Source organism: Oceaniovalibus sp. ACAM 378 (assembly GCF_008085915.1).
Classification (GTDB): Bacteria; Pseudomonadota; Alphaproteobacteria; order Rhodobacterales; family Rhodobacteraceae; genus Oceaniglobus.
Map to the genome: position 1 here is coordinate 62,693 of NZ_VSJK01000019.1, position 25,199 is coordinate 87,891.

Consider the following 25,199-nt stretch of genomic DNA (forward strand, 5'->3'; position numbering starts at 1 on the left):
CCAAGATAGGCCAATGCAGTGTTGTTCAAAATAGAAAGGTTCTTGCATTTACTGTTGTCGATAGTGCAATAATCGATCATGCAGGATATCAAATCAATCCGCGTGTTTCTGAAAGTGGCCGAGTTGAGCAGCTTTGCCGCAGCCGCGCGCAGTCTGAACATGACTCCCGCCTCGGTCACACGCATCGTCGCGAAGCTGGAGGAAGACCTTGGCCAGCAACTTTTGGTGCGCACGACGCGTCAGGTGGCGCTGACCAGTGCCGGCGCCACGGTAGCTGCTCGTTTCGCCCCTGTCGTGAAAGACTTCGATCAGGTCGCCGAGGAAATCACCCGCGCCGTGTGGCCGGATCGCGGGCGACTTTCGCTGAATGCGCCCTTGTCTCTTGGGCTGAGGCTGTTGCCGTCCCTGATTGACCGGTTTCGCCTAGCCTATCCGAATATCTCGGTTGATGTGACGCTCACGGATCGATTGGTGGATATCGTCGAGGAAAACTGCGATCTCGCGATCCGTGTGTCAGGTCCGCCCAGCGACAAATCGACAATCTGGCGCAAGATCTGCGAGGTGCCCCGTCATGCCGTAGCAGCACCCAGCCTGTTCGCGCGTATGCAGCGGCCCGAAACCCCGGATGACCTCGATCCATCGTTTTGTATGTCCTATTCGTCGCAGGGTCAGGCCGAGATCTGGGAGTTTCACAAAGAGGGGGCGAGCCGGAAACTTTCGGCAGGTTCTTCGGTCATCTCCAACAATGGAGACTTCCTGTATTCTTTGGCCAAGTTGGGGAACGGTATAGCGCTCCTGCCGGATTTCATCGCGAAGGACGGCATCGACTCTGGCGAAGTCGAAACGGTTCTGGATGACTGGACTTCCAACCCCCTCTGGCTCACGCTGTTTTATCCGCCCTACGACGTGCTCCCACCCGTGGTGGCGACATTCACCGATTTCTTCGAAGCCCATTTGCGCGAAGTGACAGGGTTTAACTTTGGCGGCACCAGATGAGGGCAGCCAGAAGGGCCAGTGGCGTTGATCGAAACACCGTGATGCAACTGTCTGGTATTTTATAATCCCTGCATGACTGTCCCGCGCAGGCAGGCAGATATCGCCACCCTTCACTGGGTCCCGCGTTGATCAAGCTCGGGTGAACAGCACGGGGAACTGCCCGCGTCGCATTCCAGCGCAGAGCGGCCCCAAGCTCCAGCCCTGCCCCCTGCCTCTTTCTTGTGGTCGCCGTAAGCCATGGCTTTTGAGCCAACCGGCGCGTCCGGACAAGTCACAGCGATATCTGGCCAGCCATGCGTCTTGAGCAAGGATCGTTCCGAACCCACCCGGCGAGGCCCCCAGCACCGCCACGGGCTTTCCAGCGAAGACTCTGGCGATGTCGTTCGCCGGGCGGCTCGTCCAGTCGATCGCGTTCTTGAACATACCCGGGATCGCGTTGTTGTATTCAGGCGTGAAAAGCAGCACGCCATCAGCGTCGGCGATCTGAGTCTTCAGAAACACCGCGATCATTTCTGGGACCACCGATGTGTTGTTCCGCAACGGATGACGCATGGGCATCATCGGATCAGTCGGGGCGCTGGTGAGCGGGCTTGAGACATACAGCGCAATTCGCGGTGAAAGCGATGCAGAATAACAACTTCCATGCACTCAACCTCCAGTAGATCTCTCCCCATCTATGATTGCTTAGTAGTGCCGTGTAGATCTGCGTCGAACTGAATTTGCACCTCGAAGAGCGCTGATGACAAACCAGGGTATAGTATACGTCGCTCAAGGCGAAGATTATTTGGCGCTTGCGCAGCAGTCCGCCCGATCGCTCAAGAGCGTCGATCCGGCGTGTCGGATCGAGATCTTCACCGATCAAGAGTGCAAGGATGACTGTTTTGATATAGTTCGTTCGCTTATCGCGGGACCGTCCCCCAAACTTGCCTGCCTTCCCCATACGAGCTTTGAAAGAACCCTGTATCTGGATTGTGATACGCTGGTCTTGGCTGCTTTGGGCGATCTGTTCGACATCCTCGATCGTTTCGAGCTGGCCGTCGCGCATGACGTTCGGCGAACCTCGCAATTGATCCGGGAGAAAGGCCGCCATTGTGTGCCCTATGCTTTCCCGCAGATGAATGCCGGCGTCATTCTGTACCGGCGCAGCGAGGAAACGCAGCGTTTTCTGCAAAGCTGGCAACACCAATATATTGAGCTTGGCGTCAAGCGGGATCAGGTGTCCTTTCGCGACCTGTTATGGTCCAGCGACCTTCGGTTTTATGTCCTGCCGCCCGAATTCAATCTGCGCCGTATGACCATGCTCGATGCCTGGGAACCCTTGGATGCAAGGCCGACAATCATGCACTCGCACAGGTTGCTTCAGCACCTGCGTCACGATGATCGCAGGCTGACCGATCCGATTTCCGTACATCTGGCAGAAAGGCTTGCCTTGACGGAAGAGTGGCAGCGCGAGGTGGATCGTGACCCGATGATGTCCGAGGCCGATTCCATTTCGCGGTTTTATTTGGCCGAAACTCACGAGACGACGCGCTCCGACGAACCAGACGATCAAAGCTCTGGTTCAGCAGGACCCTCCGGGTGCGTCCGCGAATTCGAAAAGAGAGAACCATGAACAAAATGACGTCCCAGAAGTCCCTTGTCGCAAGTCGCGAGGAGGTGGAGCAGGCTGCAAGACTGATCAAGACTTGGCTCAAAGCCCAGAACAATCCGGAAAGCGAAGTCGCGGCAGATATCGGACTGCAACTCGTGGACGCAGATCGTTCAGGACGATATCCCGCATTCAGCCGCACCTACGATCAAGACTTTTCCGCCGACGGGGACTATATAGCCACTCTTCCCGACCTGCAGAACAGCGACCATCTGGCCGAATTTTCTTCAACAATTCAGCATGTGGGTATCTCGAACTTTCGTTTGCCACTGCGCTACCGCCTGCCGTCGGGGGGCCACATCACTCTGGAAACCTCGGTAGCGGGCACAGTTCGGCTGGACGCGGACAAGCGCGGTATCAACATGTCGCGGATCATGCGCAGCTTCTATCGACACGCAGAACGAAGCTTCAGCTTTGATGTCATTTCCGAGGCATTGTCAGACTATCTGACCGATCTCGACAGTACGACGGCGCGAATTCATCTGGCATTCTCCTATCCAGTCAAAATTCGATCACTCCGCTCGGGACTGGAAGGGTATCAATACTATAATATCAGTCTTGAGCAGATTGCCTCGGGGCCGTGCGCTACGAATATCGTGCATCTGGACTATGTGTATTCGTCGACCTGTCCTTGCTCGTTGGAGTTGTCTGAGCATGCCCGGATGGTTCGCGGCCAGTTGGCAACGCCCCATTCCCAGCGGTCGGTCGCCCGTGTGTCGGTTGTTCTGGCGAAGGACACCGAAGAGCTGTGGTTCGAAGATCTGGTAAAACTCTGCCGCAAGGCCGTCCCAACGGAAACGCAGGTGATGGTGAAACGCGAGGACGAACAGGCGTTTGCTGAATTGAACGCAGCCAACCCCATTTTCGTCGAGGATGCCGTGCGTGCCTTCGCTAAAGAACTGTCTGGCGATCCCAGAATTGGGGACTTCCGTGTCGTCGCAAGCCATCAGGAAAGCCTGCACAGCCACGACGCGGTCAGTTTGCTGACCGAAGGCCCGACCTTTGCCACCGAGAGCCTCGAGCCGCAGTATTTCAAATCTCTGTATCACGTCGGCTGATGGCAATTTGCCAAGTCTGGACCTAACCAGACTTGGCGACCAAACTGAACACGCCGCTCTCAAGCTGCGTTTGATGGTTCCACATTTTCGCGAAGGGACCATTTGCCGCTCTCAGGACGTCGGGTGGGCCGTCTTCGACGATGCGGCCGCTCTCCATCACCAGAATCCGGTCGAACTCGGCAACGGTTGAAAGCCGATGCGCGATTGCAATGACTGTCCTGTCACGAAATACGGTCTGCAAGTTCTTGAGTATCCGAGACTCTCCCTGACCATCCAGCGCGGAAGTCGCCTCGTCCATTATGATGATTGGTGCATTCTTCAGGATGGCCCGGGCAATCGCCAGCCGCTGTCGCTGTCCGCCGGAAATGGAAGCCCCCCGTTCCCCGATATGCGCGTCAAAGCCGCTGCGGCCTTCGTGATCGACGAGATTGGTGATGAAGTCATGCGCTTCAGCCGTTCTTGTCGCGGCGATCATCTCTTCTTCGGTGGAATCAGGTTTTCCATACAGCAGGTTTTCGCGAACGGACCGGTTCAGGAAGGAAGGATTCTGCGTTACAACCGAAATATGGCTGCGCAGACTGTGTTGACGCGCTTCTGCAATATCTTGCCCGTCTATAAAGATGCGGCCTTGCTCGGGCTCGATGAGCCTGAGAACAAGTCGGATCAGCGTTGATTTTCCAGAACCGGATTCGCCGACGAGACCTACCTTCTGGTGCCCGGGTATCGTCAGATCCATGGACCTCAGCGGACCGGAATTTCGGAGGGCCTTGTGCGACACGTTTTCAAGGCGGATTTCGCCGTTGCTGATCCGAAGACCCGGCGCCTGGGCGCGGTCAGCAATCTCGTGCGGCCGTGCAAAGGAAGCAAGGCTTTCCCGGATGATACCTACGTTCTGGAACACGCTGCTTGCGACCCACATGATCCATCCGGTCATCCCGTTCAATCGGATCGTCAGGGCGGCAGCGGCTGAAACCTGCCCTAATGTTACGTCGCCCTTCGTCCAAAGCCACACGGCTGGCCCGACGACTCCGGCAATCATCGCGCCGTTCAAAAGGTTCATTCCCAGTGAAAGACCGGTCAGCTCACGCCGGTAAAGCTGAGCCCGCCGACGCAGGCGTTGCATTGCGGAAAGAGAAAAGTCCCGTTCCTTGCCGGTGTCCGCGAAGAGTTTTACCGTTTCGATATTGGTATAAGCGTCGACGACTGTGCCCGACACGGCAGATCGCTCTCCGGACCAATTCATCGACGCTATGGCGATCCGTGCCGACATCCTGCGTACATACAGAAGGTAGACGACCAGCCAGATCGCGAGCGGCAGACCGAGGCGGATATCGATGTCGCTCAGCAGGACAATGGCGGAAACAACATAGACCAGGCTGAACCAGATCGCCTCGAACGCCGAATGAAAGATTTCCTCGACCGCTTGCCCGACCTGCATGACCCGATTGCTGAGGCGTCCGGCAGGTTCCTTTTCGAAATATGACGTCGATTGACCCAGCAAATGCCCGTGTGCATGCCACCGCACCTGCTCCTGAAGGTTGGAGCCCACCGCCTGGTCAAGGAAAAGATGGTGAACCCATATCAGGAAGGGTCGTACGACCAAAAGGACAACCAGCGCCCCTCCCATCTCGAATTTGTGGTTCGTCCAGAATCCGTCGACTCCCGATTGGCTCATGATGTCGAGCAAGCGGCCGGCGTAGAAGATCAGCCCACACTCCAGTCCAGCCTTGAGAATACCGAGCAGCACCATCCACGGCAAAAGGTGCCGGAATGGCTGAATATGGCCCAGCAGAAATCGCCAGACAGAGTCCGGGGCAGCAAGAAAACTGGGGTTGGCGAACGGATCCACCAACTTCTCGAAGAACTTGTACATATTTCGTTTTTTCCTTTCGGCACACCTCTCGGTGCCAGCCTACTGCCGATAGCCTGCGTGGCTAAATCTTCTCACCGTGTCTCTCTCTCCATAACCACTGAAAGTGGCCAGGTCGACAAACAGATCACAACCTGAGGATGTTCTGGGCTGAAGGTATGCACGGGTCTTGCACCATCACCACATTTGCGTCAATCAGGTCGTCACAAGAGAACGTTCACTCTCAATGCATCTGATATGACGAGAAAAACCCATGAAACAGTTCTTGACCATCGCCCTGTTTACTGTGGCCCTGTTGGCTCCAGCAGTCGCATCAGCGGCGGGAACTCTCAAGGTAACAACGATCGACCCCGAGGGCGTTGCCACCGTCCAAGAATATACGTCCGACGATCTTCTCGCGATGGATACCGTTGAGCTGCGCACCGACAATGACTTTGTTGACCAGATGACAACCTTTACCGGCCCGCTCCTGCGGGATCTGATTGGCGCTGAGTCGCTTACTTCGGACGACGAGATTCAGATAACGGCACTAAACGACTACAAGACCACGATCCCGGCGCAGGAAGTGATCGATTACGATGTGATCATTGCGGTTCTGCAGGACGGACAGCCGATGTCGGTTCGTGACAAGGGCCCGTTCTGGGTGATCTATCCGATGAGCGAACATCCCGAGCTACAGGATCCAGGGTTCAACGACAGATTGGTCTGGCAGCTGTCCGAGGTGGAACTTCTCGGTAAGTGATAAACGCAGTGCAACGACTCTTCGCCCTGCGATGGATCGTAGCGGCCGCATTGGTGGTGGTCTTCGCAATGACCACCCTGGGCTACTTCTCTTTACGGGACAATCTGAGCGATCTCTCATCGACCAAACGCCAAGGTGCGATCTGGGAAGCAAACCAACTTGAATTCGAGCTGCTCAGATTCTCCAATTCGCTGGCAATGTTCATCGCAGAGGATCCGGACACGACTGCGGATAATGTAAGGTTCCGTTTCGACATTCTCTGGAGTCGCCAGGCCGCGCCCGCGTCTGATATCCGGGATAGCCCTGAATGGTCGCGGGCTGCCGAAGCAGAGGCGGTTGAGCAATTCGGAACCCTTCTGCGCGAAGTGGACAACATGGTTGTCACGCTGCAAGACGGCGACACCGAAACGGCGAAATACCTTCACACGGCTTTCAGAGAATTTTTTCTACCGCTGCACGAATTCACAATTCTCGTTAAGGAAAAGCAGGCCGAAATCGACCTCGAAGCAAGGGAGGAAATCTGGCGTCTGTCCCAATTTTCTGCGATGTTTGGCAGCATCATTGCCTTTGTATCGCTTTTGCTGGCCGCCCTGTTCTATATTGACGCGAGGTCTCATCGCCGAATTTCCAGCGAAAATATTCGGCTCTTTGAGGAATCGCAAGCGGCCTATAAAGCAAAGGTCGAATTTCTTTCGACGGTCAGCCACGAATTACGCACACCTCTGACCTCTATAAAAGGTGTGTTGGGCCTTTTCGTTGGGGGGGCTTTAGGTCCGCTGAGCGACAAAGCTCTGGAAATGTCGCAGATTGCCTATCGCAGCTCCAGCAAGCTGGAAGCGCTTATTAATGATATCATGGATTCGGCAAAATTAGAACGTAAGGGTTGGAATCTTAAAGTCAAAGATTTTGACTTGGCGCAACTTGCGGAGACTGCAGCAGAATCTCACCAAATCTATAGAATAGGCCGACTGATCCGCATCGTGAATAAAGCTGGCGGTGAAATACAAATGCAGGCGGATCCGATCAGGATAGAACAGGTAATCTCTAACCTCTTGTCCAATGCTATAAAATTTTCCGATGACAAGACGAACGTCATCCTGACAGTCGATCGGACAGATACAGAGGCGCTGATAACGGTTCAAGATTTCGGGTCTGGCATCCCGAAGAGTTTCAAGAGCAGAATTTTCGAAGAGTTCACTCAGGCGGACTCATCCGACACCCGATCCGCTGGTGGAACGGGTCTGGGACTTTCGATCGCAAAACACATTGTGGAATGGCATGGCGGAACCATAAGCTTCGAAAGCACCGAGGGCCTTGGAACGACATTCACTATTACCCTGCCACTCCGATCTTCAGTATCGCCGCTTGGTGAAACGGAATAACAACCACCGGGGCTCGCTGGATTCTGAAAGTGCATAGAAATTGCGTTGTTCAGTTGAGCGGGAACCTTTTGCCTTGCTTCGGCAAAGCCGCAGCTATTCGAACGCTGTGACCCAGATATCGTCTAGCCGCTTACTGATCTCAATTGGATTGAATGGTTTGGCTATGACTCCCAGTGCACCATTAGCCAAAAGGTGCAGATTGGTCTGCGAGTCAGCCTTTGCCGTCAGGAAAACTGCGGGGACTTCGCTCAAGCCGGGAATCTTACGAATTTTAGCCCAAGCTTCTTCCCCGGTCATGCCCGGCATCATCAGATCAAGCAAAAGAAGGTCGGGACGAAAATTTTTGCACAATTCCACCGCCTCGGGACCGGACGAGCTTTGGACGACCGTCAAGCGACTGTTCATCGACAAGGCCAAGCCGACGATGGTCCTCACATCGTCGTCGTCGTCAACGTGGAGTACGGTCTGGAATATCGGCATTCTGGCCATAGATCACATCACGGTCCTGCCTGCAAGTTGGCAATGAGGTGTCGCGGCGAGGATGGCCAGATGCGCGGAAGATGTCGGCGGGGGCATCGCGTGAACCCGGCTGATTGGCTCGGCTCTTTTGACGGCAGGATAGTGACCCATAATTCCGACCATCGCTTCAACTTGCGGTCGGGCTTCGCCTGAGCGTATTTAGCTGAAGCTTTGCCGAGGATCTCATTGTTCTGTTACAATTCAAGGTGTTCGGACCGCTTGATCTGCTGCCCTTCGTCGCTGGCAGCACCACCAGCATCCTTCGCTGCATTCCTCAGACAGACCGCAAGCGTCTCAGAGATGCAGCCATTCTTCGGTGGAATCGTCGCTATCCGAAATCCGGCGTCTCATAGGAACTTTGATACTTCAGCACCGCGCGGCAACGGTCTTCCGGTGGACAGGGGGTCGCTATCTCGCTTTTATCCCGGGGTCGCGATTTTCTCAGGTTTCAAAGCTTCCAGTAAACCCGGCGCGGTTCGGTTCACGACTTTACTACCAGTTCAGTTTGCGAGAAAGCCCCTCATCGGGTTGGATTAACGCTTCAATAAGGCTAACAGCGGAGCAGATGAGGTCAAAAGGTGACGACCGTTGAACAAGAAACTTAAAATCCTTCATGTCGAAGACGACGCCGATGTTTTACTAATCTGCAGAATGTCGATCGAACTTTCTGGTGAGTTCGATCTTCAGCAGTGCTCCGGGGGGGAAGAAGCCTTGGTTTGCGCGGCAAGCTTTGCCGCAGACGTTATTCTGCTGGATGTGATGATGCCGGACATGAGCGGTGACCTCCTGTTGCAAAAGCTACGTGAACTCCCGAATTATAGTGACGTTCCGGCGATTTTCATGACAGGCAAAGCGCACAATTTTGAAAGGGCGGCCCTGCTAAAGGCCGGTGGGATAGAGGTTATTGTTAAACCATTCGACCCGATGACCCTTTCGCGGCAGATTATGGACGCCCTCGCGGCTGCTTAGAAAGCACGTCAGGTCCCAATCGTCCTGGCGATTTATGAAACGAGCCGGATCTGAACGCAATCGAGACGGCTTTCAAAGCTGGAGGCACATCTCCGCGACATCGGGGCATGAAACAGGGCGCGCCGTAAAGATGCATATGCCATTGAAAAGCGGTGTATTTAGAGTTTGAAGCCGCATCGACGAAGCGCAACGTTACGCGCTTCGCCACATGCCTTCAGAAGTCCAGATTTTCGACGTTCAGCGCGTTCGAGCGGATGAAATCGCGGCGCGGTTCGACGACATCGCCCATCAATTTGGTGAAGATATCGTCGGCCTCGGCCACGTCTTCGACCCGCACCTGAAGCAAGGTGCGCGCTTCTGGATCTAGCGTGGTCTCCCACAGCTGACCGGGGTTCATTTCGCCCAACCCCTTGTAACGCTGCAGCGTCAGCCCTTTTTCGCCTTCGCGCAACACGGCATCCAGCAGGCCCAGCGGGCCGAATATCGGCTGGCTGCGATCTTTGCGCACCAGCGTGGCCGGCGCGCGATAAACATCCTGCAACGCCTGGGTGACACTCCCCAGACGCCGCGCCTCGCCCGAGCGCAGGACTGGCCCGTCCAATGTGCGAACCTCTTCGACACCGCGCAACATGCGGGCCACGCGGATGCCGTGATCCTGAGTGATCCGACCCTGCCAACCCTTTTCGTATTCCACGGCGATCAAGTCTAGACGTTGCGCCACACGGTCGGCGGTGCCCTGAAGATCGGCGTCGACCTGCCCGGGGACAAAGGCCCCGGCGATCGCAGCCTGTTCGAGAATACGGTGCGGATAGTGGGTTGGGAAGGCATCCAGGATGCGCCGCAAAGTGCGTGCTTCGGTCACGATCCGGGCCAGATCGGCGCCGATGATTTCCTCGCCCGTTTCCAGTCGCAGCATGGCGCCTTCGACACCCTGATCAACCAGATAATCCTCAAGCGCGGCCTGATCTTTCAAATAGACTTCGGATTTGCCGCGCGCGACCTTATAGAGCGGCGGCTGCGCGATATAGAGATATCCGTTTTCGATGATTTCCGGCATCTGGCGGAAAAAGAAGGTCAGCAAAAGTGTGCGGATATGCGCACCGTCCACATCGGCGTCGGTCATGATGATGATCTTGTGATAGCGCAACTTGTCGATGTCGAATTCATCGCGCCCGATACCCGCCCCAAAGGCGGTAATCATCATGCCGATCTGATCGGAGCCCAGCATGCGGTCGAACCGCGCCCGTTCTACGTTCAGGATTTTGCCCCGCAGTGGCAAGACGGCCTGATTATAGCGTGACCGCCCCTGTTTGGCCGAGCCGCCGGCGCTGTCACCCTCGACAAGAAACACCTCGCGTTGGGCGGGATCCTTGACCTGACAATCGGCCAGTTTGCCGGGCAGGTTGGCCACATCCAGAGAGGATTTCTTGCGTGTCATCTCGCGCGCCTTGCGCGCCGCCTCGCGGGCCAATGAGGCTTCGACCACCTTACCGATGATCTGCCTGGCCAGAATCGGGTTTTCCTCGAACCACTCGGACAATTTTTCGTTGACCAGCGATTCAACGGCCGGGCGGACTTCGGATGAAACCAGCTTGTCCTTGGTCTGACTCGAAAATTTGGGATCGGGCACCTTGACCGACAGCACGCAGGTCAGGCCTTCGCGGGCGTCATCACCGGTAAAGGTTACCTTTTCCTTTTTGGCGATGCCGCTGGAACCGGCATACAGGTTCATCGTCCGCGTCAGTGCACCACGAAAACCCGCCAAATGCGAGCCGCCGTCCCGCTGAGGGATGTTGTTGGTGAAGGGCAGGACCATTTCGTTATAGCTGTCGTTCCACCACATGGCGACTTCAACGGTGATGCCGTTGGATTCGCCGATGATATGGATCGGGTCGTCCAGAATCGATGTCTTGGAGCGGTCCAGATACTTGACGAATTCCCTGACCCCGCCCTCATAGAACAATTCGCTTTTGAGAGGTTCGGCCGGGCGTTCATCTTCGATTATGATGCGAACGCCCGAGTTCAGGAAGGCCAGTTCGCGCAGCCGGTTTTCCAGGGTCTTGAAGCTGTAGTCGAGGTTGGAGAACGTGTCGGTGCTGGCCAGAAACCGAACTTCGGTGCCCTTGCGGCCATTCGCGGGGCCGACGACCTCCAGTGGTTTCACTGTTTCGCCACGCTCGAACCGGACGTAATGCTCCAAACCGTCGCGCCAGATGCGCAGATCCAGCCAGTCGGAAAGCGCGTTCACAACCGATACGCCGACGCCATGCAGACCGCCCGACACCTTGTAACTGTTCTGGTCGAACTTTCCCCCGGCATGCAGCTGGGTCATGATGACCTCGGCCGCCGACACGCCTTCACCTTCGTGGATGCCCACCGGAATGCCGCGCCCGTTGTCGGACACCGAAACGCTGCCGTCGGCGTGAATCTTGACGTTCACCGCGTCGGCATGGCCGGCCAGTGACTCGTCAATGCCGTTGTCCACAACCTCATAGACCATGTGGTGCAGACCGGACCCGTCGTCGGTGTCGCCGATATACATGCCCGGGCGCTTGCGCACGGCATCCAAGCCTTTGAGAACCTTGATGGAATCGGCGCCATATTCTTCGGGCATGGGGATCGTATCGGACATGTGAGCCTGCATTTTTGTTGATCGCCGTTTTATAGGGCTTTCACATCGACTTGTCACGTCGATGGCACAAGATTTGGCATCCGATTGGGGCGAAAGGGCGCATATATATCCCGGCCCGCACTTTTCAGGTCAGCGGGATCACACAGCCGACGGCAATCAGCATCCATCCGGCCACGATATTCGTGCGGCGCAGCGCCCCGGGCGACCCGAGAATCCGCCGCGCCCGGTCGATGAACACCGCGAAACACAGGTTGCCGACAAGTGGTACGATGATCGAGATCGCCATGACGGCGGCAATGTCGGCTCCTGTCACCCGGGTCAGATCCAAGAAACCGGGCAACACGCCCATATAGAACAGGATCGCCTTGGGGTTTCCGAGGATCACTGCCACCCCGGCGACGAAACCGGACCCAAGTCCGGGGCGGGTAAGGCGCGAATCCGTGGCGATTGACCGGTCCGCATTGCGGATCAACAACCCGCCCATCAGCAGGAACATCCCCGCGGCCACCCATTTCAGCACCGCCATCAAACCGGCAAAGGCGGATACGACCCAGGTCACACCCAGGATCGCCAGCAGCGGCCACAGCGCATCGCCGACTGCCACGCCCAACGCCAGGGGCCAGGCGGCGTGAAACCCGCCCGAAAGCGCGCGCGCAGTCAACGCGACCCAGACAGGCCCGGGCGTCAAGAACAGGATCACCAGCGCGCCCGCATACAGCAGCATATCATAGAGCGCCAAAGTCATCGCTACGACACCGGATCCAGCAGGCCAACCAACACCGTTTTGCCAATCTTGGTGTTGGGTCGTTGCCCGCCGTGGCTGGTTCTGCGCAATGGGCCGATGTCGGTCATCCTGCCTTCACCACAGAGCCATCCGGGTCGTCGCGCACGTCCAGCATCTGCGCGTAACCATCCAGTTCGGCGAACAATTCCCGCCCCGTTCCCGTCAGGAACACCTGTGCGCCAAGTGCGCGCAACTCGTCGAACAGCGCAGCGCGCCGCCCGGTGTCGAGATGCGCCGCCACTTCATCAAGCAACAGGATCGGCGCCGCGCCGGTGTCGGTGGCCAGCGCCCGTGCATTGGCAAGAATCAGCGAGATCAGCAAGGCCTTCTGTTCCCCGGTCGAACATTGTGCCGCCGACACGCCCTTCGCGGTATACTCAGCCCCCAGATCGGCCCGGTGCGGCCCGGTCAGCGTCCGCCCCGCCGCCAGATCGCGCCGCCTCCCGTCGCCAAAGGCCGCGCTCAGGTCTTCGGCGGTGACGGCCTTGTCTCCATCCGGCTGCAAGGCGGTTAGCGCACTGACAGGAAATGCCGTGGCTGCCGCCCCTTGCGCGGCGTGCACCCGGTCCAGCGCCATGGTGCGATTGGCAATGATCACGGCGCCCGCCTCGGCCATCCGCGCCTCAAGTGCTCCGTACCAGGCGGAATCGCGGACCTGATCCTTCAACAGGCGGTTTCTTTCGCGCATGGCCTTGTCATAGGTCAGAACCGCATCCCCATGACCGGGCTCAAAGCTCATGGTCATCCGGTCCCAGAACCGCCGCCGTCCGTCCGCGCCCTCGATCCACAGCCGGTCCATAGAGGGCACAAGCCAAAGCATCCGCACGATCCGTCCCAGCGCCACCTGTGGCACCGCTTTGCCATCAATGCGGGTTTCCCGCGGGCGTCCGGCCTCGGCCCGCGTGTCTATTTCATGGCCGCCCCCCGGCACTGTGACCTCGGCCCCGATCCGCCAGCCGACGCTTTCGGGGCGGCGCACCAGATCCTCGGCCCCCGCCCGGCGCAGCCCGCGCCCCGGCGACAAAAGCGATATCGCCTCGATCAGGTTGGTCTTGCCTGCCCCGTTCGCACCGAATATCGCGACAGGCCCGGGGGACAGATCAATCTGTGCGTGGCGATGCGACCGAAAATGCGACAGCGCCAGATGCGTTACCGCAAGGGTGCTCATTCAGCCCCCCGGTTTCTTCTTTGTAAAAATACTCCCCGCGGAGCGTCCGACAGGGTTCACACGCGCATCGGCATGACGACATAGACCGCCGATGTGTCATTGCCTTCCTGCATCAGGGTAGGATCGCCCGGTGAGTTGAACAAGAATACCGCATTTTCGCGATCCACCTGGCTGGCGATTTCCAGCAGATATTTCGCGTTGAATCCGATTTCCAGCTTCTCGTCGCTATAGGCCACGGCCAGTTCTTCTTCGGCGTTGCCACTGTCGGGGGCGTTGACCGACAGGATCAGGCGATCCTCGTCCAGCTGCAGCTTGACGGCACGTGACCGTTCCGAACTGACGGTCGCAACACGGTCGACCGCCTTGGCAAAATCGCTTGCGTCGACTTCCATCCGCTTGGTGTTTCCCTTGGGAATCACGCGGGAATAGTCGGGGAAGGTGCCGTCGATCACCTTGGATGTCAGCGTCATGTCATGGGTGGCGAACCGCACTTTGGTTTCGGAAACGGAAACAGCGATCTGTGCTTCGTCGTCGTCCAGAAGCTTGCGCATCTCGCCTACGGTTTTGCGCGGGACAATCACGCCGGCCATGCCCTCGGCGCCCATGGGAAGGGGCGCGTCGATCCGGGCCAGGCGGTGACCGTCGGTGGCGACACAGCGCAGGGTCATCTGGCCCGAGTCATCGGCCAGATGCATATAAACACCGTTCAGATAATATCGGGTTTCCTCGGTCGAGATGGCAAATTTTGCCTTGTCGAACAGCCGCCGCAGCACCGGTGCGGCGATGGAAAAGTTCGTGACATATTCCGATGACGCCATCACCGGAAAATCCTCCCGCGGGAGGGTGGCGAGCTGAAAGTTCGATCGCCCCGCCGCCACTGTCAGGCGCCCGGTTGCGGCGTCGTCAGACAGCGACACCAGCGCACCGTCGGGCAATTTGCGCACGATTTCGTGCAGCGTCACCGCGCTGACCGTTGTCGATCCTGCGCGTTCGACCTTGGCGGCGGCTTTGTCCACCACCTCAATGTCGAGGTCGGTCGCGCGAAAACTCACGACGTCGCCCTCGGCCTCGATCAGAACGTTGGCAAGGATCGGAATGGTGTTCCGCCGCTCCACCACCGATTGCGCATGAGCGACGGCGGTAAGCAGCGTACCGCGTTCGATGCTGAACTTCATGACCCACTCCACCAGATGCCGGGGAGCAAAACCTAACTGTTCTGCATCCCGGCGCAACACATTTATGTATTTTTCAAAGGATAATAACGGGCCGTCAAGGCCCTCTTCCGAAACAATCGCGAAACATCCGCGAAGTCGGTGCCATTTGTGGCGCGTTTATCGATCTTGTACCGACTATTGATCTTGCAACGACCGGCGCAGCAGTTCCAGATCTTCCGCAATCTGGTTGTCCGAATCTTTAAGGCTCTCGATTCTGCGGATGCCATGCATGATCGTGGTGTGATCGCGTCCGCCAAACCGGCGACCGATCTCGGGCAGGGATCGCTGGGTCAGATGTTTGCACAGATACATCGCCACCTGACGCGGGCGGGCAAAGGTGCGCACCCGTTTTGGCCCCAGCATGTCGGACAGTCGGATATTATAGTGATCCGAGACCTTGCGCTGAATCTCTTCGACCGTCACCCGCTTGTCGCTTTGGCGCAGGATATCAATCAGACATTCCTGGGTCAGCTGCAAGTCGACCTCGCGTCCGACAAGACTGCCGAAAGCGAACAGACGCATCAGGGCACCTTCCAGAACGCGGACGTTGGTGGTGATCCGATGGGCAAGAAACTCCAGTACACCGGCGCCGATTTCAACACCGCGAAATTGCGGGCGGTACTGTTCGACCTTCTTTTGCAGGATCCCCAGCCGCAGCTCATAGCTGGTCGGGTGGAGATCGACGACCAGCCCGGATTGCAGTCGCGACACAATACGGCTTTCCAGCCCTTCGATTTCACCCGGCGCGCGGTCGGCGGAAATGATGATCTGTTTGCGCTGATCGACCAATGCGTTGAACGTGTGAAAGAACTCTTCCTGCGTGCTGTCCTTGCCGCTGATGAACTGGACATCGTCCACCATCAGAACATCGACCGAACGGAACATCTGTTTGAAATCCATCATCTGCTTGTCGCGCAGCGCCTGAACGAACCGGTACATGAATTGTTCTGCCGACAGGTACAGCACGCGCAGTTCTGGATGGCGGGCCTGAAGTTCCCAGGCGATGGCCTGCATCAGGTGGGTCTTGCCCAACCCGACGCCACCATAAAGAAACAAGGGGTTGAAGGTCACGACCTCGCCCTCGGCCACACGGCGGGCAGCGGCATGGGCCAGTTCGTTGGACTTGCCCACGACGAAGGTGTCGAAGGTAAACCGGGTGTCCAGCTGTGCCCCCGGCAGATCGGCCTCGGGGCGTGGTGCGGCGCGGGGTGCAGGGGCGCGTCGTTCATCTGTGCGAGCTGCCGGGGCAGGGCGCGACGCGACATTCTGCACCTGAAATTCAATGCGATTTACCGTCTCTCCGGACTTGCCCATCTGGCTGATGATCCGATCGCCGAAATTGCGCGACACCCAGTCGCCGATAAAGACCGTGGGGACGTTGAACGTGACCACACCATTGTCGATTCGCGCAAATTCGAGCGGCTCGATCCAGTTTACATAGTTGCTGTGCCCGATCGACTTGAGCAGCTCTTGCCGGACTGTTCCCCAGGTTTCATTCGTCATATTGTGCCTTGTCGCCCCCAGTGTTTGCCTGTTCGTAACCAGTCGAAAAACCGGCCCTGCCGCCCGATCCGGTGGCGTAATAAACGCCTCCGGTGCAATCACTCGACGGGACCGCAGACACACCATCCCCGTTCCGGCAACGCAGAGTTGCCGGATGAGAAAGGCGCCATTGCGGCGCAAAGACAAATTGGTGCGACCTTGAAGCAGGGCGGAACATTCCGCCCGGCCTGTGACCGAACCCCGCTGGAAAGCGGCAGACTTTAACTGGCATGTCCAAGGATGTTGCCCCCCGGAATTCCCTCTGGCCTTGCCAGAAAGCACCTTGTCGCCACAGCATATTCCCCACGAAATGCTGTGCCTTACGGCCCGCTGCTTAACCTGTTCCAGTGTACCGACCGGGGATTTGACCCCTGTTGTGTCAGCTGTGAAAAGGTCCGCTCTGCGTCATGTCCCCAAGCGAAGTGAATCGCTTGGTCAACGTAGCAACGGTGATCACGCTTCCGCAATAGATCTATCGCCTTGACTCGGACAATGCTGACACGAATCTGCGGACGCCCTTTGGTGGTGGCAATAAGGGTGTCTTTTTGCCCACAGCCCAAGAAAAAGGCGCGCCCTGAAAAGGCGCGCCTTGTGCGAATCGTCACGATGGAAAGTGGCGGTCAGCCGATCGATTTCACACGGGACGACAGGCGCGAAATCTTGCGCGATGCAGTGTTTTTGTGGACCACGCCCTTGGTGACGCCACGCATCAACTCGGGCTGGGCGCTGCGCAGGGCGGCGGTTGCTGCTTCTTTGTCGCCCGAGGCAATCGCCTCTTCGACCTTGCGCAGGAAGGTGCGGATCCGCGAACGGCGCGCCTTGTTCACTTGAAAGCGGGCTTCGCTCTGGCGGGCGCGTTTCTTGGACTGGATGGTGTTGGCCATGGTGTGATCTTTCCGAATCGGTGTTTCAAAAAATGCTGTCGCACGTGGGAAACCCCGACCCCCGGGTTCACTACCGGGTCATCCGGCCTTGGCGGGCCTCACACGCATGTTGGCGCGTCGAATATCGCGCCGTGCCGCGATTGTCGAGCGTATTCTGTGTCTATCGGTCGCGAAACTGCGGTTCACGCTTTTCCAGAAACGCGGCCATGCCCTCGGTCCGGTCCTCGGTTGCAAACAGCCCGTTGAACAGACGGCGTTCGTGCAGCAACCCTTCGGCCAGGGTGGTCTCATAGCTGCGATTCACGGCTTCTTTCGCCGCCATGACGGCCAGTTGCGATTTCACGGCAATTTTCTGAGCGGTGGCCATGGCCTCTTCGATCAGTTTTTTCGCGGGTACGACGCGGGAGACCAGACCTGAGCGCTCGGCCTCCTCGGCCTCCATGAACCGGCCAGTCAGGTGCATTTCCATCGATTTCGACTTGCCGACCAGACGGGTCAGGCGCTGCGATCCGCCCATGCCCGCGATGACGCCGAGATTGATTTCCGGCTGGCCGAATTTCGCGGTGTCGGCGGCGATGATAAAGTCACAGGCCATGGCCAGTTCGCAGCCCCCACCCAAAGCAAAGCCCGATACGGCGGCGATGATCGGTTTGCGGCAGCGTTCGATTGCCGCGTACTCGGCGACGAAGGGTTCGTCGCGGAACATGTCGGTAAACGTCTTTTCCGACATCTCTTTAATGTCCGCACCGGCGGCGAATGTTTTTTCCGAACCCGTCAGAACGATACAGCGCACCTTGTCGTTGGCGTCAGCCTCGGTCAGGGCCTGAGCCAGTTCGCCCAGCAGGACCGAGTTCAGCGCATTCATCGCGTCGGGCCGGTTCAGCCGGATCAGCGCGACGTGGTCTGCGAGTTCGACGATGATCGTCTTGTAAGCCATGGTTTCGGAGCTTTCGCTTGGATCGTGAGACACCAAGCCTTAACTGGGAATCCCCGCACTTCAAGTCATCTTTGGCATTGTGCACAATAGAAGGACGATCGCCCGGACTGAACGATTCGGCGCACGGTCCCGGAACAATCGGCGGTGACGCAGGGCGTGCCTTCGCGGTCATAAACCCGAAACGCATGCTGAAAATACCCCAGTTCGCCATCGGTTTGCCGGTGGTCGCGCAGGGACGAGCCGCCCGCCTCGATCGCTTCGGACAACACATCGCGGATCACCGGAACAAGGGCTGCGGCCCTTGCGCGTGACAGGTCCGACGCTTTGCGCAGCGGCGAGATTCCGGCCCGGTGCAGTGTTTCGCAGACATATATATTGCCCAGCCCGGCAACGATTCTCTGGTCCAGAAGCACTGTCTTGATCGGGCTTTTGCGCGGCTTCAGGGCATCGGCCAGGTAGGATTCGCTGAATGCGTTGCCAAAGGGTTCGGGGCCGATCTTTTCGATCAGCCAGTGACGTTCCGTCGCATCACTTGCCACCAGATCCATCGCACCGAACCGCCGGGGGTCGTTGAACGTGATCCGCGCACCTGATTCCATGTCAAAGACCACATGATCATGCTTTTCCGGCGTGGGGTGATCGCGGTGAAAAACGCCCAGTGGATCGCCGCTGACCAGCATGCGTCCCGACATGCCCAGATGCACAATCAGGGTTTCACCGCTGTCCAGATCGGCCAGCAGGTATTTGCTGCGTCGCCCCAGCCGGATGATTCGCTTTCCGGTCAGCCGCGCAGCCATGTCGGGCGGAAACGGCCAGCGCAGATCGGGGCGGTTCACGGTGGCGCAGGTGATCCTCGCGCCCTCCATCACCGGGGCAAGTCCGCGACGAACCGTCTCGACTTCGGGCAATTCAGGCATCTGCACGCCCCCTTTGATTGTAACCTACACCAAGCGCCCTATAAGAAAGGTGAGTTTCAGGGGATCGCAAGAGCAGATGACCGACGAGCAGGACAACACCACACATTTCGGGTTCCAGACGGTGCCTGAATCCGAAAAAGCCGGCAAGGTGCACGGCATCTTCACCAACGTGGCGAGCAAGTACGACATCATGAACGACGTGATGTCGGGCGGTGTGCATCGCTTGTGGAAGGACGCGATGATGGATTGGCTGGCGCCCCGCGCCGGTCAGAGGCTGCTGGATGTTGCCGGGGGTACCGGCGACGTCGCCTTCCGGTTCATGCGCCGCGCGCCCACAGCCCATGCCACGGTCTGTGACATGACCGAATCGATGCTGATCGCTGGCCAGAAACGTGCCGAGGCGGAAAAGCTGGCCGGATCGCTGGACTGGATCGTCGGCGATGCCATGGCGCTGCCTTTCGCCGACCGGTCCTTTGACGTCTACACCATCAGTTTCGGCATTCGGAACGTCACCCGCATCCCCGATGCGCTGTCCGAGGCGTTCCGGGTGCTGAAACCCGGCGGGCGGCTGATGGTGCTGGAGTTTTCGCAACTCCCCAACCCCATGATGCAAAAGGCCTATGACCTGTATTCCTTCAACGTCATTCCCCGCATGGGACAGGTGATTGCCGGGGATCGTGACAGTTATCAGTACCTTGTCGAATCGATCCGCAATTTCCCCGATCAGGAAACCTTTGCCGACATGATACGCGCCGCCGGTTTTGAGCAGGTGAAATACCGCAACCTGACGATGGGCGTCGCCGCGCTCCATTCGGGATGGAAGCTGTAACATGCGCGGCCCACACAACATCTGGCGGTTGATCCGCACCGGCGCGACGCTGGAACGCACAGGCGCGATGAACGTCGTGCTGGATGCCTTTCAGGCGCCGCGATCCCTGCGCATCGCGGCCAAGGTGCTGGCGGTGCCGTTCAAGTGGCTGGGATACAAGGGCGATCCGAGGCACCCCCCGGCTACCCGCGCGCTGACCGCACTTGGCCCGGCGTACATCAAGTTTGGCCAGATCCTGTCGACCCGCCCCGATGTGGTGGGCGATGAATTGGCCGCGCAGTTGCGCGTCTTGCAGGACAAGCTGCCGCCTTTTCCCTTGGCCGAAGCGCGGGCGATGGTCGAGCAGGAACTGGATATCGAGATCGACGCGCTGTTTTCCTCGTTTTCCGAACCGGTGGCGGCGGCCTCCATCGCGCAGGTCCATAAGGCCACGTTGCGCGACTCGGGGCGGGAAGTGGCGGTCAAGGTCCTGCGCCCCGGCATCGAAAAGGCGTTCAAGAAAGATGTCGATGCCTTCTATCTGGCGGCCCGGATGGTTGATTTGCTGGCCCCCGGGGCGCGACGTTTGCGCCCGATGGAAGTCATTCGCCACTTTGAAGGCGTGGTGCTGGGCGAGTTGGACCTGCGGATGGAAACGTCTTCGGCTGCCGAATTCGCCGCCAACACGGAAGGCGACGAAGGGTTCCGCGTGCCACAGGTTGAGTGGTTCCTGTCGGCGCGGCGGGTGATGACCCTGGGTTGGGCCGAGGGCATCCCGGCGAACGACCTTCCCGCGATCATCGCGGCGGGCCATGACCGCAAGGCACTGGGCGAAGGCGTGTTGCGGTTGTTTCTGAACCATGCCCTGCGCGACGGTTTTTTTCACGCTGACATGCATCAGGGCAACCTCAAGATCGCACCGAACGGCGATATCATCGCGCTGGATTTCGGGATCATGGGGCGGCTGGATGAATACACCCGACGGGTCTATGCGGAAATCCTGTTCGGTTTTATCCGCAAGGATTACCGCCGTGTAGCCGAAGTGCATTTTGAGGCCGGATATGTGCCCGCCGACAAGGATATCGACGAATTCGCCCGCGCTCTGCGGTCGGTGGGCGAACCGATCTTCGGCATGGATGCGACGCGGATATCCATGGCGCGTCTGCTGACCTATCTGTTCGAGGTGACCGAGCGCTTTGGAATGGAAACCCGGACCGAACTGATCCTGCTGCAGCGCACAATGGTGGTGGTCGAAGGCGTTTCACGATCCTTGTATCCGCAGATCAACATCTGGGAAGTCGCGCATCCCATTGTCGAGAATTACATCAAGGAAAACATCGGCCCCAAGGCGCTGCTGCGCGATCTGACGCGCACTGTGCAGGTACTGGGCCGGTTCGGACCGAAATTGCCGCAAATCGCTGAGGCGGCGCTGATGCGCCAGACCCAAAATCCCGCGCCTCCTGTGGGGCGCAGCGTGGTCGAGACGGCGGGACTGATCGCTCTGGGTGCGGTTGCGGTGTCAGCGGTCTATTGGCTGGTCCAACTGGTTCAAGCGCTCTAGCTCGGCCTCCATCGCCGCTTTGCAATCACTCTCGCCGTGCGCCAACCGCCAGCCGCAGTGAACCGCCATCCGCCAGAGATGCGCAGGTTCGACCGCTGCGAAACGCTGTGCTGCGCCGTGGGCCACAAGACAGGCGTGGCGGTCGGTTTCCGAAAGCGGTGGCCGCCCGGCCAATACATGCATCGCCGGAGAAAGGAACACTGCAAGATCATGGGCTGGATCCCCGGCCGCCGGACATTGCCAGTCGATCAGGATCGGACCGTCCGGGGTGGCAAGGATGTTGTCGGGGGCCGGGTCGCCATGCAGCAGGCACAGCCGCGCGGGCAGGGCGTCTGCGTGGAACGCGGGTCGGTGGGTCGCAAGCCTTGCGCGTAGGGCCACGGGCAAGGTGCGCAGAATATCTTCGGCCTGCGCCAGAATGGCCGGTATATCATCCGCGACCCGGCGCAATCCCACAGGCGGCGCCTGATCGTGAACCCGCGACAGCGTACGCCCGATGTCACTGGCGGTGACCGGAATGGCCCGATCCGGGACATGGTCATAGATCAGGCAGGGCCCTGCGACAGTGTTCAGCGACATTGCCCCACCCGGTGCAAGCCCGAGGGGGGCCATGAAACGCATCGCCGCCAGTTCCGCATCCGGATCGTTGGGAAACAATGGTGTTGCGCGGTCGTGACAATGCAGCTTGCACACCAGACTGCGCGACCCGGTGTCGACCCGCCAGACGATATTTGTCCGTCCGCCGGGTAAACGCTGCCAGAGCGATGCGGGTTCGGCCAGACCTGCCTCTTCGAGCGCGCGGCGCAGGGCGACGTCGGGCTGTGCCGGGCTGGCAGCCGCCGGATCCATGTCTTTGTGTTGCATCGCCTGTTTCCCGAAAGTACCGGGCAGCCATGGAGCAGGTCCGTGCGTCGATCAAGCGGCGGATGCTAAGGACGTCGCATCCACTGCACCCGGCGCACGCAGCGCGGTGACCGTATCGGCGAAGATTTCAATGCCGCCGGGCATCACCAATACCATGCCGCGAGGGTCGATGCGGACCTCACGCACCGCGCCATAGGTCTGTGTCGGTTCGGATGCGACCAGCGTGTCGTTAGAGAAACTCTCAAGCCAGAAATCGTACTGGCCCGGGGCCAGCGGCGCGCCCGAGGGATCGGTGCCATCCCATGTAACGGCGTCGCCGCTTGCGGTGATTGTTTGCCGGTCAACCTCGGCCCCGGTCGAATCGAAAACCACCAGTTGATGGCGTTCCCCGGCGATGGGATTGGGAGGCAGAATGCTCACCGCAGTGCCGTCATAGGCCACAGGCATGGCGGCCCGCGCCTCCATCCCAAGCCAACCGGCCATCTGACTGAAGCCACTCTGACCCATCTGCCCGGCCAGAGCGACCAGAAGTTCGTTTGTGCGCACCTGCTGTTCCACTCCCGAAAAAGTGGCGAGCTGCACCGCGAACTCTTCGGAATTGATCGGGTTTAGCGGATCCTGATTGGTGATCTGAGCCGTCAGCATGCGCAAGAACGTATTGAAATCCGAGGTAATGGCGGCCGCTCCGGTGCCTGCGCCATTGGTCGGAGCAGTCAAAGCGCTGTTGGTCGTGATCTGCATGGTCTGTCCTTAAAGTCTGAGGTCAAGCCTGTCGTCGGCCCGGTTCACGGTGTGATATTGTGCAGGCTGGATCTGTTGTTCGGTGTCGCCAACTCCGACGGGCGCATTGCCCGGTTCGACGTGGGCACCCGATCCACCCGCCCCACCCGAACCGAGTTGGAACGACAGGTTGCGGAACCCGAGATCGCGGAAATCGGCGGCAAGTTGATCCAGATGACGGCGCAACAGCGCGGCGGTTTCGTCACGATCCGCGTGTATCGTCAGCGTCAGCCCCTGTTCCGTCGGTGTCAGCGTCATCCGCACCGCGCCGAGTTCTTCGGGCGCCATACGAAGTTCAACCGGGCCACGCGAAAGATCACCGATGGCCTGAACAATCTGTTGGGTCACGGGCGGGGCGGATGGCTGGGGAGGTGGAGTCTGCATCGCAATGACTCGCGCCTCGGGGGCAGTAGAGGGCGCGACGCCCGGCGCTCCTGGGCCGTCGGACGGATCCATTGTCTCGGAAATCGGGATCGTAAGGGGGACAGTCTTGCGGTTGCTTTCGGGAGATCCGGCAGTTCCACCAACAGGTTGTGTCATTGGCGGGTTTGGCTGATTCGGGACAGTCTCCAGCCCGGCGCGACGATCTGTTGGCGCGGTGTGGTTTGCAGGATCTACGCTGGCTGGCAAAATCAGGCTGCCTTCCGTTTTCTGTCCTTGTCCCGTCTTGCCCTGTGTCGGATCGGGGAGTGGACCGGCCGATGAGAGTGCCACCACAGATTTGCTGGGGGCCGGACTGACCGCGGGGGCATTTTCAGAGACGGAAGCCTCGGTCAGGGCTGAAACCGAAAGTGTCACGGATTGCGGGGCCAGTGCCTTTGTGATGCGGTATTGGGTCGGGAGGGTGGCAGAGCTTGGCGTCGAGGTCGCTGTGGCTCGTATTGTCGTTTTTAAAGACGGGTGAGCGGGCAATTCAAGGGGGGATAGGGCGGTGGTTTTAGCCGATCCCCGCTTACCGAAATCGGCTTTGTCGCCGTGTTCCGCCGGACCGGTATCCATGGCGTTTACCGTGCGAGACAGCATCTCGTCGCTCGGCCGGTGGGGTGACAACGGACGGGCTGCGGTCGGATTGAAAGATGGATGATCGCGGGTTTCGACCGATCCGCCCTTTGCCTGTGCCTGTGGTTTGGCTGCCTGGCCAAGCGAGTCACCTATGAACCGCGCAGACAGATGAGGTGTCTGACCGTCGACGGGGGCGTGGAACATGACGGACCCCGGATGGTTCGACGGCCCGATGGGCGAAGAGACGAATGGGGCGGCCGAATCCGTCCGGAGAGGAGCGTCGGACGCACGACCGAGGGGCGCGGATTGGGCAAGTTCGCCAGCAGGCTTCGGCTCCGCGTTCAAGCGAGGATCGGTTGCAATCGATCCCGCCGGAATCTTGTGCAAAGGTTCCCTTTCCTGCCGTCTGGCGGGATCGGTCCATGCAATGAATAGCGAATCGTAAGCTTTGCCAAACGGAATGCCCGGCAAGGTTGACGAGCGATTCTCATGAAGCTGCGGCACCGCCGGAAATCCTGTGACGCGCTCTTGAAGTGTCGGATCCGCAGTGGAACTCTTAACTGTAATGGCTGATTTCTGCTCGTCTACAGGCGTGCCGGGCGACAAAACACTTTGCCCGCCGAAGTGCGGATCGGTTTGATTTAACGATGGCATGGCGGCGGAAAAGCCGTCGCGCGCAAGGCCGGCGTGACCCCAGTGATTGGCCAGATCGGCGCCACCGGGAAAATGCGATGTTCCCGGGCGCTGTCGCAACACATTGTCCGTGTTGCTTGAAATTCGCACCTCAGGCGCGAGGGGAGATGCCGTAATGGGGCTCGGCGCGAATCATTGCCGTTGTGACTTGCTGAACGGTTGGCGTTGAGGTGTCGTTGCCCTTGGCACGCAATGCGTGCTTACGGGGTCTTGCCCTGAGGCGCGCCCC

21 protein-coding genes and 1 pseudogene are annotated in these 25,199 nt (G+C 58.9%); 8 read left to right on the forward strand and 14 right to left on the reverse strand.

Annotation, left to right across the window (positions count from 1 at the left end; all coding sequences use genetic code 11):
• Positions 1–78: 78 nt before the first annotated feature.
• Positions 79–996 carry a LysR family transcriptional regulator gene (locus FQ320_RS20685; protein WP_148475222.1) on the forward strand — a complete coding sequence of 306 codons (918 nt, stop codon included), beginning with the start codon at positions 79–81 and terminating at the stop codon, positions 994–996.
• A 288-nt stretch (positions 997–1,284) separates the two neighbouring features.
• Here FQ320_RS20685 and FQ320_RS26585 read toward each other — a convergent pair.
• A pseudogene (locus FQ320_RS26585) lies at positions 1,285–1,512 on the reverse strand (NADPH-dependent FMN reductase); the annotation flags it as partial.
• Positions 1,513–1,780: 268 nt separating this feature from the next.
• Between FQ320_RS26585 and FQ320_RS20695 the strand changes: the two are divergent.
• Complete coding sequence (locus FQ320_RS20695) at positions 1,781–2,608, forward strand: hypothetical protein (protein WP_187394007.1); 828 nt, start codon at positions 1,781–1,783, stop codon at positions 2,606–2,608.
• On the forward strand, positions 2,605–3,702 hold the full coding sequence (gene folE2, locus FQ320_RS20700; RefSeq protein ID WP_148475249.1) for a GTP cyclohydrolase FolE2: 1,098 nt from the start codon (positions 2,605–2,607) through the stop codon (positions 3,700–3,702). Before FQ320_RS20695 ends, folE2 begins: the two co-directional genes overlap by 4 nt.
• A 22-nt stretch (positions 3,703–3,724) precedes the next feature.
• Here folE2 and FQ320_RS20705 read toward each other — a convergent pair whose 3' ends face one another.
• Positions 3,725–5,575: an ABC transporter ATP-binding protein gene (locus FQ320_RS20705; protein WP_148475223.1), complete on the reverse strand. Its 1,851-nt coding sequence runs from the start codon at positions 5,573–5,575 to the stop codon at positions 3,725–3,727.
• A 250-nt stretch (positions 5,576–5,825) separates the two neighbouring features.
• Between FQ320_RS20705 and FQ320_RS20710 the strand changes: the two genes are divergently transcribed.
• Positions 5,826–6,314 carry a hypothetical protein gene (locus FQ320_RS20710; protein WP_148475224.1) on the forward strand — a complete coding sequence of 163 codons (489 nt, stop codon included), beginning with the start codon at positions 5,826–5,828 and terminating at the stop codon, positions 6,312–6,314.
• 8 nt (positions 6,315–6,322) lie between these two features.
• Positions 6,323–7,696, forward strand: coding sequence for a cell wall metabolism sensor histidine kinase WalK (locus FQ320_RS20715; RefSeq protein WP_187394008.1), 1,374 nt, complete (start codon positions 6,323–6,325; stop codon positions 7,694–7,696).
• Between the two features lie 93 nt (positions 7,697–7,789).
• Here FQ320_RS20715 and FQ320_RS20720 read toward each other — a convergent pair whose 3' ends face one another.
• A complete protein-coding gene (locus FQ320_RS20720; RefSeq protein WP_148475226.1) occupies positions 7,790–8,185 on the reverse strand; it encodes a response regulator in 396 nt (131 codons plus the stop codon).
• Between the two features lie 618 nt (positions 8,186–8,803).
• Here FQ320_RS20720 and FQ320_RS20725 point away from each other — a divergent pair.
• Entirely contained in the window at positions 8,804–9,184 is a 381-nt protein-coding gene (locus FQ320_RS20725) for a response regulator (RefSeq protein ID WP_255509645.1), read from the forward strand.
• 214 nt (positions 9,185–9,398) lie between these two features.
• Here FQ320_RS20725 and gyrB read toward each other — a convergent pair whose 3' ends face one another.
• The 8 genes from gyrB to mutM all read right to left on the reverse strand — a co-directional run bounded on the left by gyrB (position 9,399) and on the right by mutM (position 19,262).
• The gene (gyrB, locus tag FQ320_RS20730; RefSeq protein WP_148475227.1) at positions 9,399–11,816 is read right to left on the reverse strand and encodes a DNA topoisomerase (ATP-hydrolyzing) subunit B; all 2,418 of its coding nucleotides are present in this window, start codon (positions 11,814–11,816) and stop codon (positions 9,399–9,401) included.
• Between the two features lie 124 nt (positions 11,817–11,940).
• Positions 11,941–12,561, reverse strand: a complete 621-nt coding sequence (locus FQ320_RS20735) for a LysE family translocator (RefSeq protein ID WP_148475228.1) — start codon at positions 12,559–12,561, stop codon at positions 11,941–11,943.
• A 103-nt stretch (positions 12,562–12,664) separates the two neighbouring features.
• Positions 12,665–13,768, reverse strand: a complete 1,104-nt coding sequence (gene recF, locus FQ320_RS20740; protein WP_148475229.1) for a DNA replication/repair protein RecF — start codon at positions 13,766–13,768, stop codon at positions 12,665–12,667.
• Between the two features lie 56 nt (positions 13,769–13,824).
• On the reverse strand, positions 13,825–14,943 hold the full coding sequence (dnaN, locus tag FQ320_RS20745) for a DNA polymerase III subunit beta (protein ID WP_148475230.1): 1,119 nt from the start codon (positions 14,941–14,943) through the stop codon (positions 13,825–13,827).
• Between the two features lie 174 nt (positions 14,944–15,117).
• Positions 15,118–16,485: a chromosomal replication initiator protein DnaA gene (gene dnaA / locus FQ320_RS20750; RefSeq protein WP_222861674.1), complete on the reverse strand. Its 1,368-nt coding sequence runs from the start codon at positions 16,483–16,485 to the stop codon at positions 15,118–15,120.
• A gap of 659 nt (positions 16,486–17,144) precedes the next feature.
• Entirely contained in the window at positions 17,145–17,408 is a 264-nt protein-coding gene (gene rpsT, locus FQ320_RS20755; protein WP_148475232.1) for a 30S ribosomal protein S20, read from the reverse strand.
• Positions 17,409–17,568: 160 nt separating this feature from the next.
• Entirely contained in the window at positions 17,569–18,345 is a 777-nt protein-coding gene (locus FQ320_RS20760) for an enoyl-CoA hydratase (RefSeq protein ID WP_148475233.1), read from the reverse strand.
• 65 nt (positions 18,346–18,410) lie between these two features.
• Positions 18,411–19,262, reverse strand: coding sequence for a bifunctional DNA-formamidopyrimidine glycosylase/DNA-(apurinic or apyrimidinic site) lyase (gene mutM / locus FQ320_RS20765; protein WP_148475234.1), 852 nt, complete (start codon positions 19,260–19,262; stop codon positions 18,411–18,413).
• A gap of 76 nt (positions 19,263–19,338) precedes the next feature.
• On the opposite strand from mutM, the gene ubiE reads away from it, so the two are divergent.
• Together ubiE and ubiB are read left to right on the forward strand one after the other, a co-directional pair.
• Positions 19,339–20,091 (forward strand): bifunctional demethylmenaquinone methyltransferase/2-methoxy-6-polyprenyl-1,4-benzoquinol methylase UbiE, encoded by a 753-nt coding sequence (ubiE, locus tag FQ320_RS20770; RefSeq protein WP_148475235.1) that lies wholly within the window; start codon positions 19,339–19,341, stop codon positions 20,089–20,091.
• A gap of 1 nt (position 20,092) precedes the next feature.
• The gene (ubiB, locus tag FQ320_RS20775) at positions 20,093–21,631 is read left to right on the forward strand and encodes a 2-polyprenylphenol 6-hydroxylase (RefSeq protein ID WP_148475236.1); all 1,539 of its coding nucleotides are present in this window, start codon (positions 20,093–20,095) and stop codon (positions 21,629–21,631) included.
• Here the strand turns inward: ubiB and FQ320_RS20780 are convergent.
• The 3 genes from FQ320_RS20780 to FQ320_RS20790 are packed head-to-tail and all read right to left on the reverse strand — an operon-like array spanning position 21,590 to position 24,481.
• Complete coding sequence (locus tag FQ320_RS20780) at positions 21,590–22,495, reverse strand: phosphotransferase family protein (RefSeq protein ID WP_148475237.1); 906 nt, start codon at positions 22,493–22,495, stop codon at positions 21,590–21,592. The genes ubiB and FQ320_RS20780 overlap by 42 nt on opposite strands.
• 51 nt (positions 22,496–22,546) lie before the next feature.
• Positions 22,547–23,236 carry a flagellar hook capping FlgD N-terminal domain-containing protein gene (locus FQ320_RS20785; RefSeq protein WP_148475238.1) on the reverse strand — a complete coding sequence of 230 codons (690 nt, stop codon included), beginning with the start codon at positions 23,234–23,236 and terminating at the stop codon, positions 22,547–22,549.
• Positions 23,237–23,245: 9 nt separating this feature from the next.
• Complete coding sequence (locus FQ320_RS20790; protein ID WP_187394009.1) at positions 23,246–24,481, reverse strand: flagellar hook-length control protein FliK; 1,236 nt, start codon at positions 24,479–24,481, stop codon at positions 23,246–23,248.
• Positions 24,482–25,199: the final 718 nt, after the last annotated feature.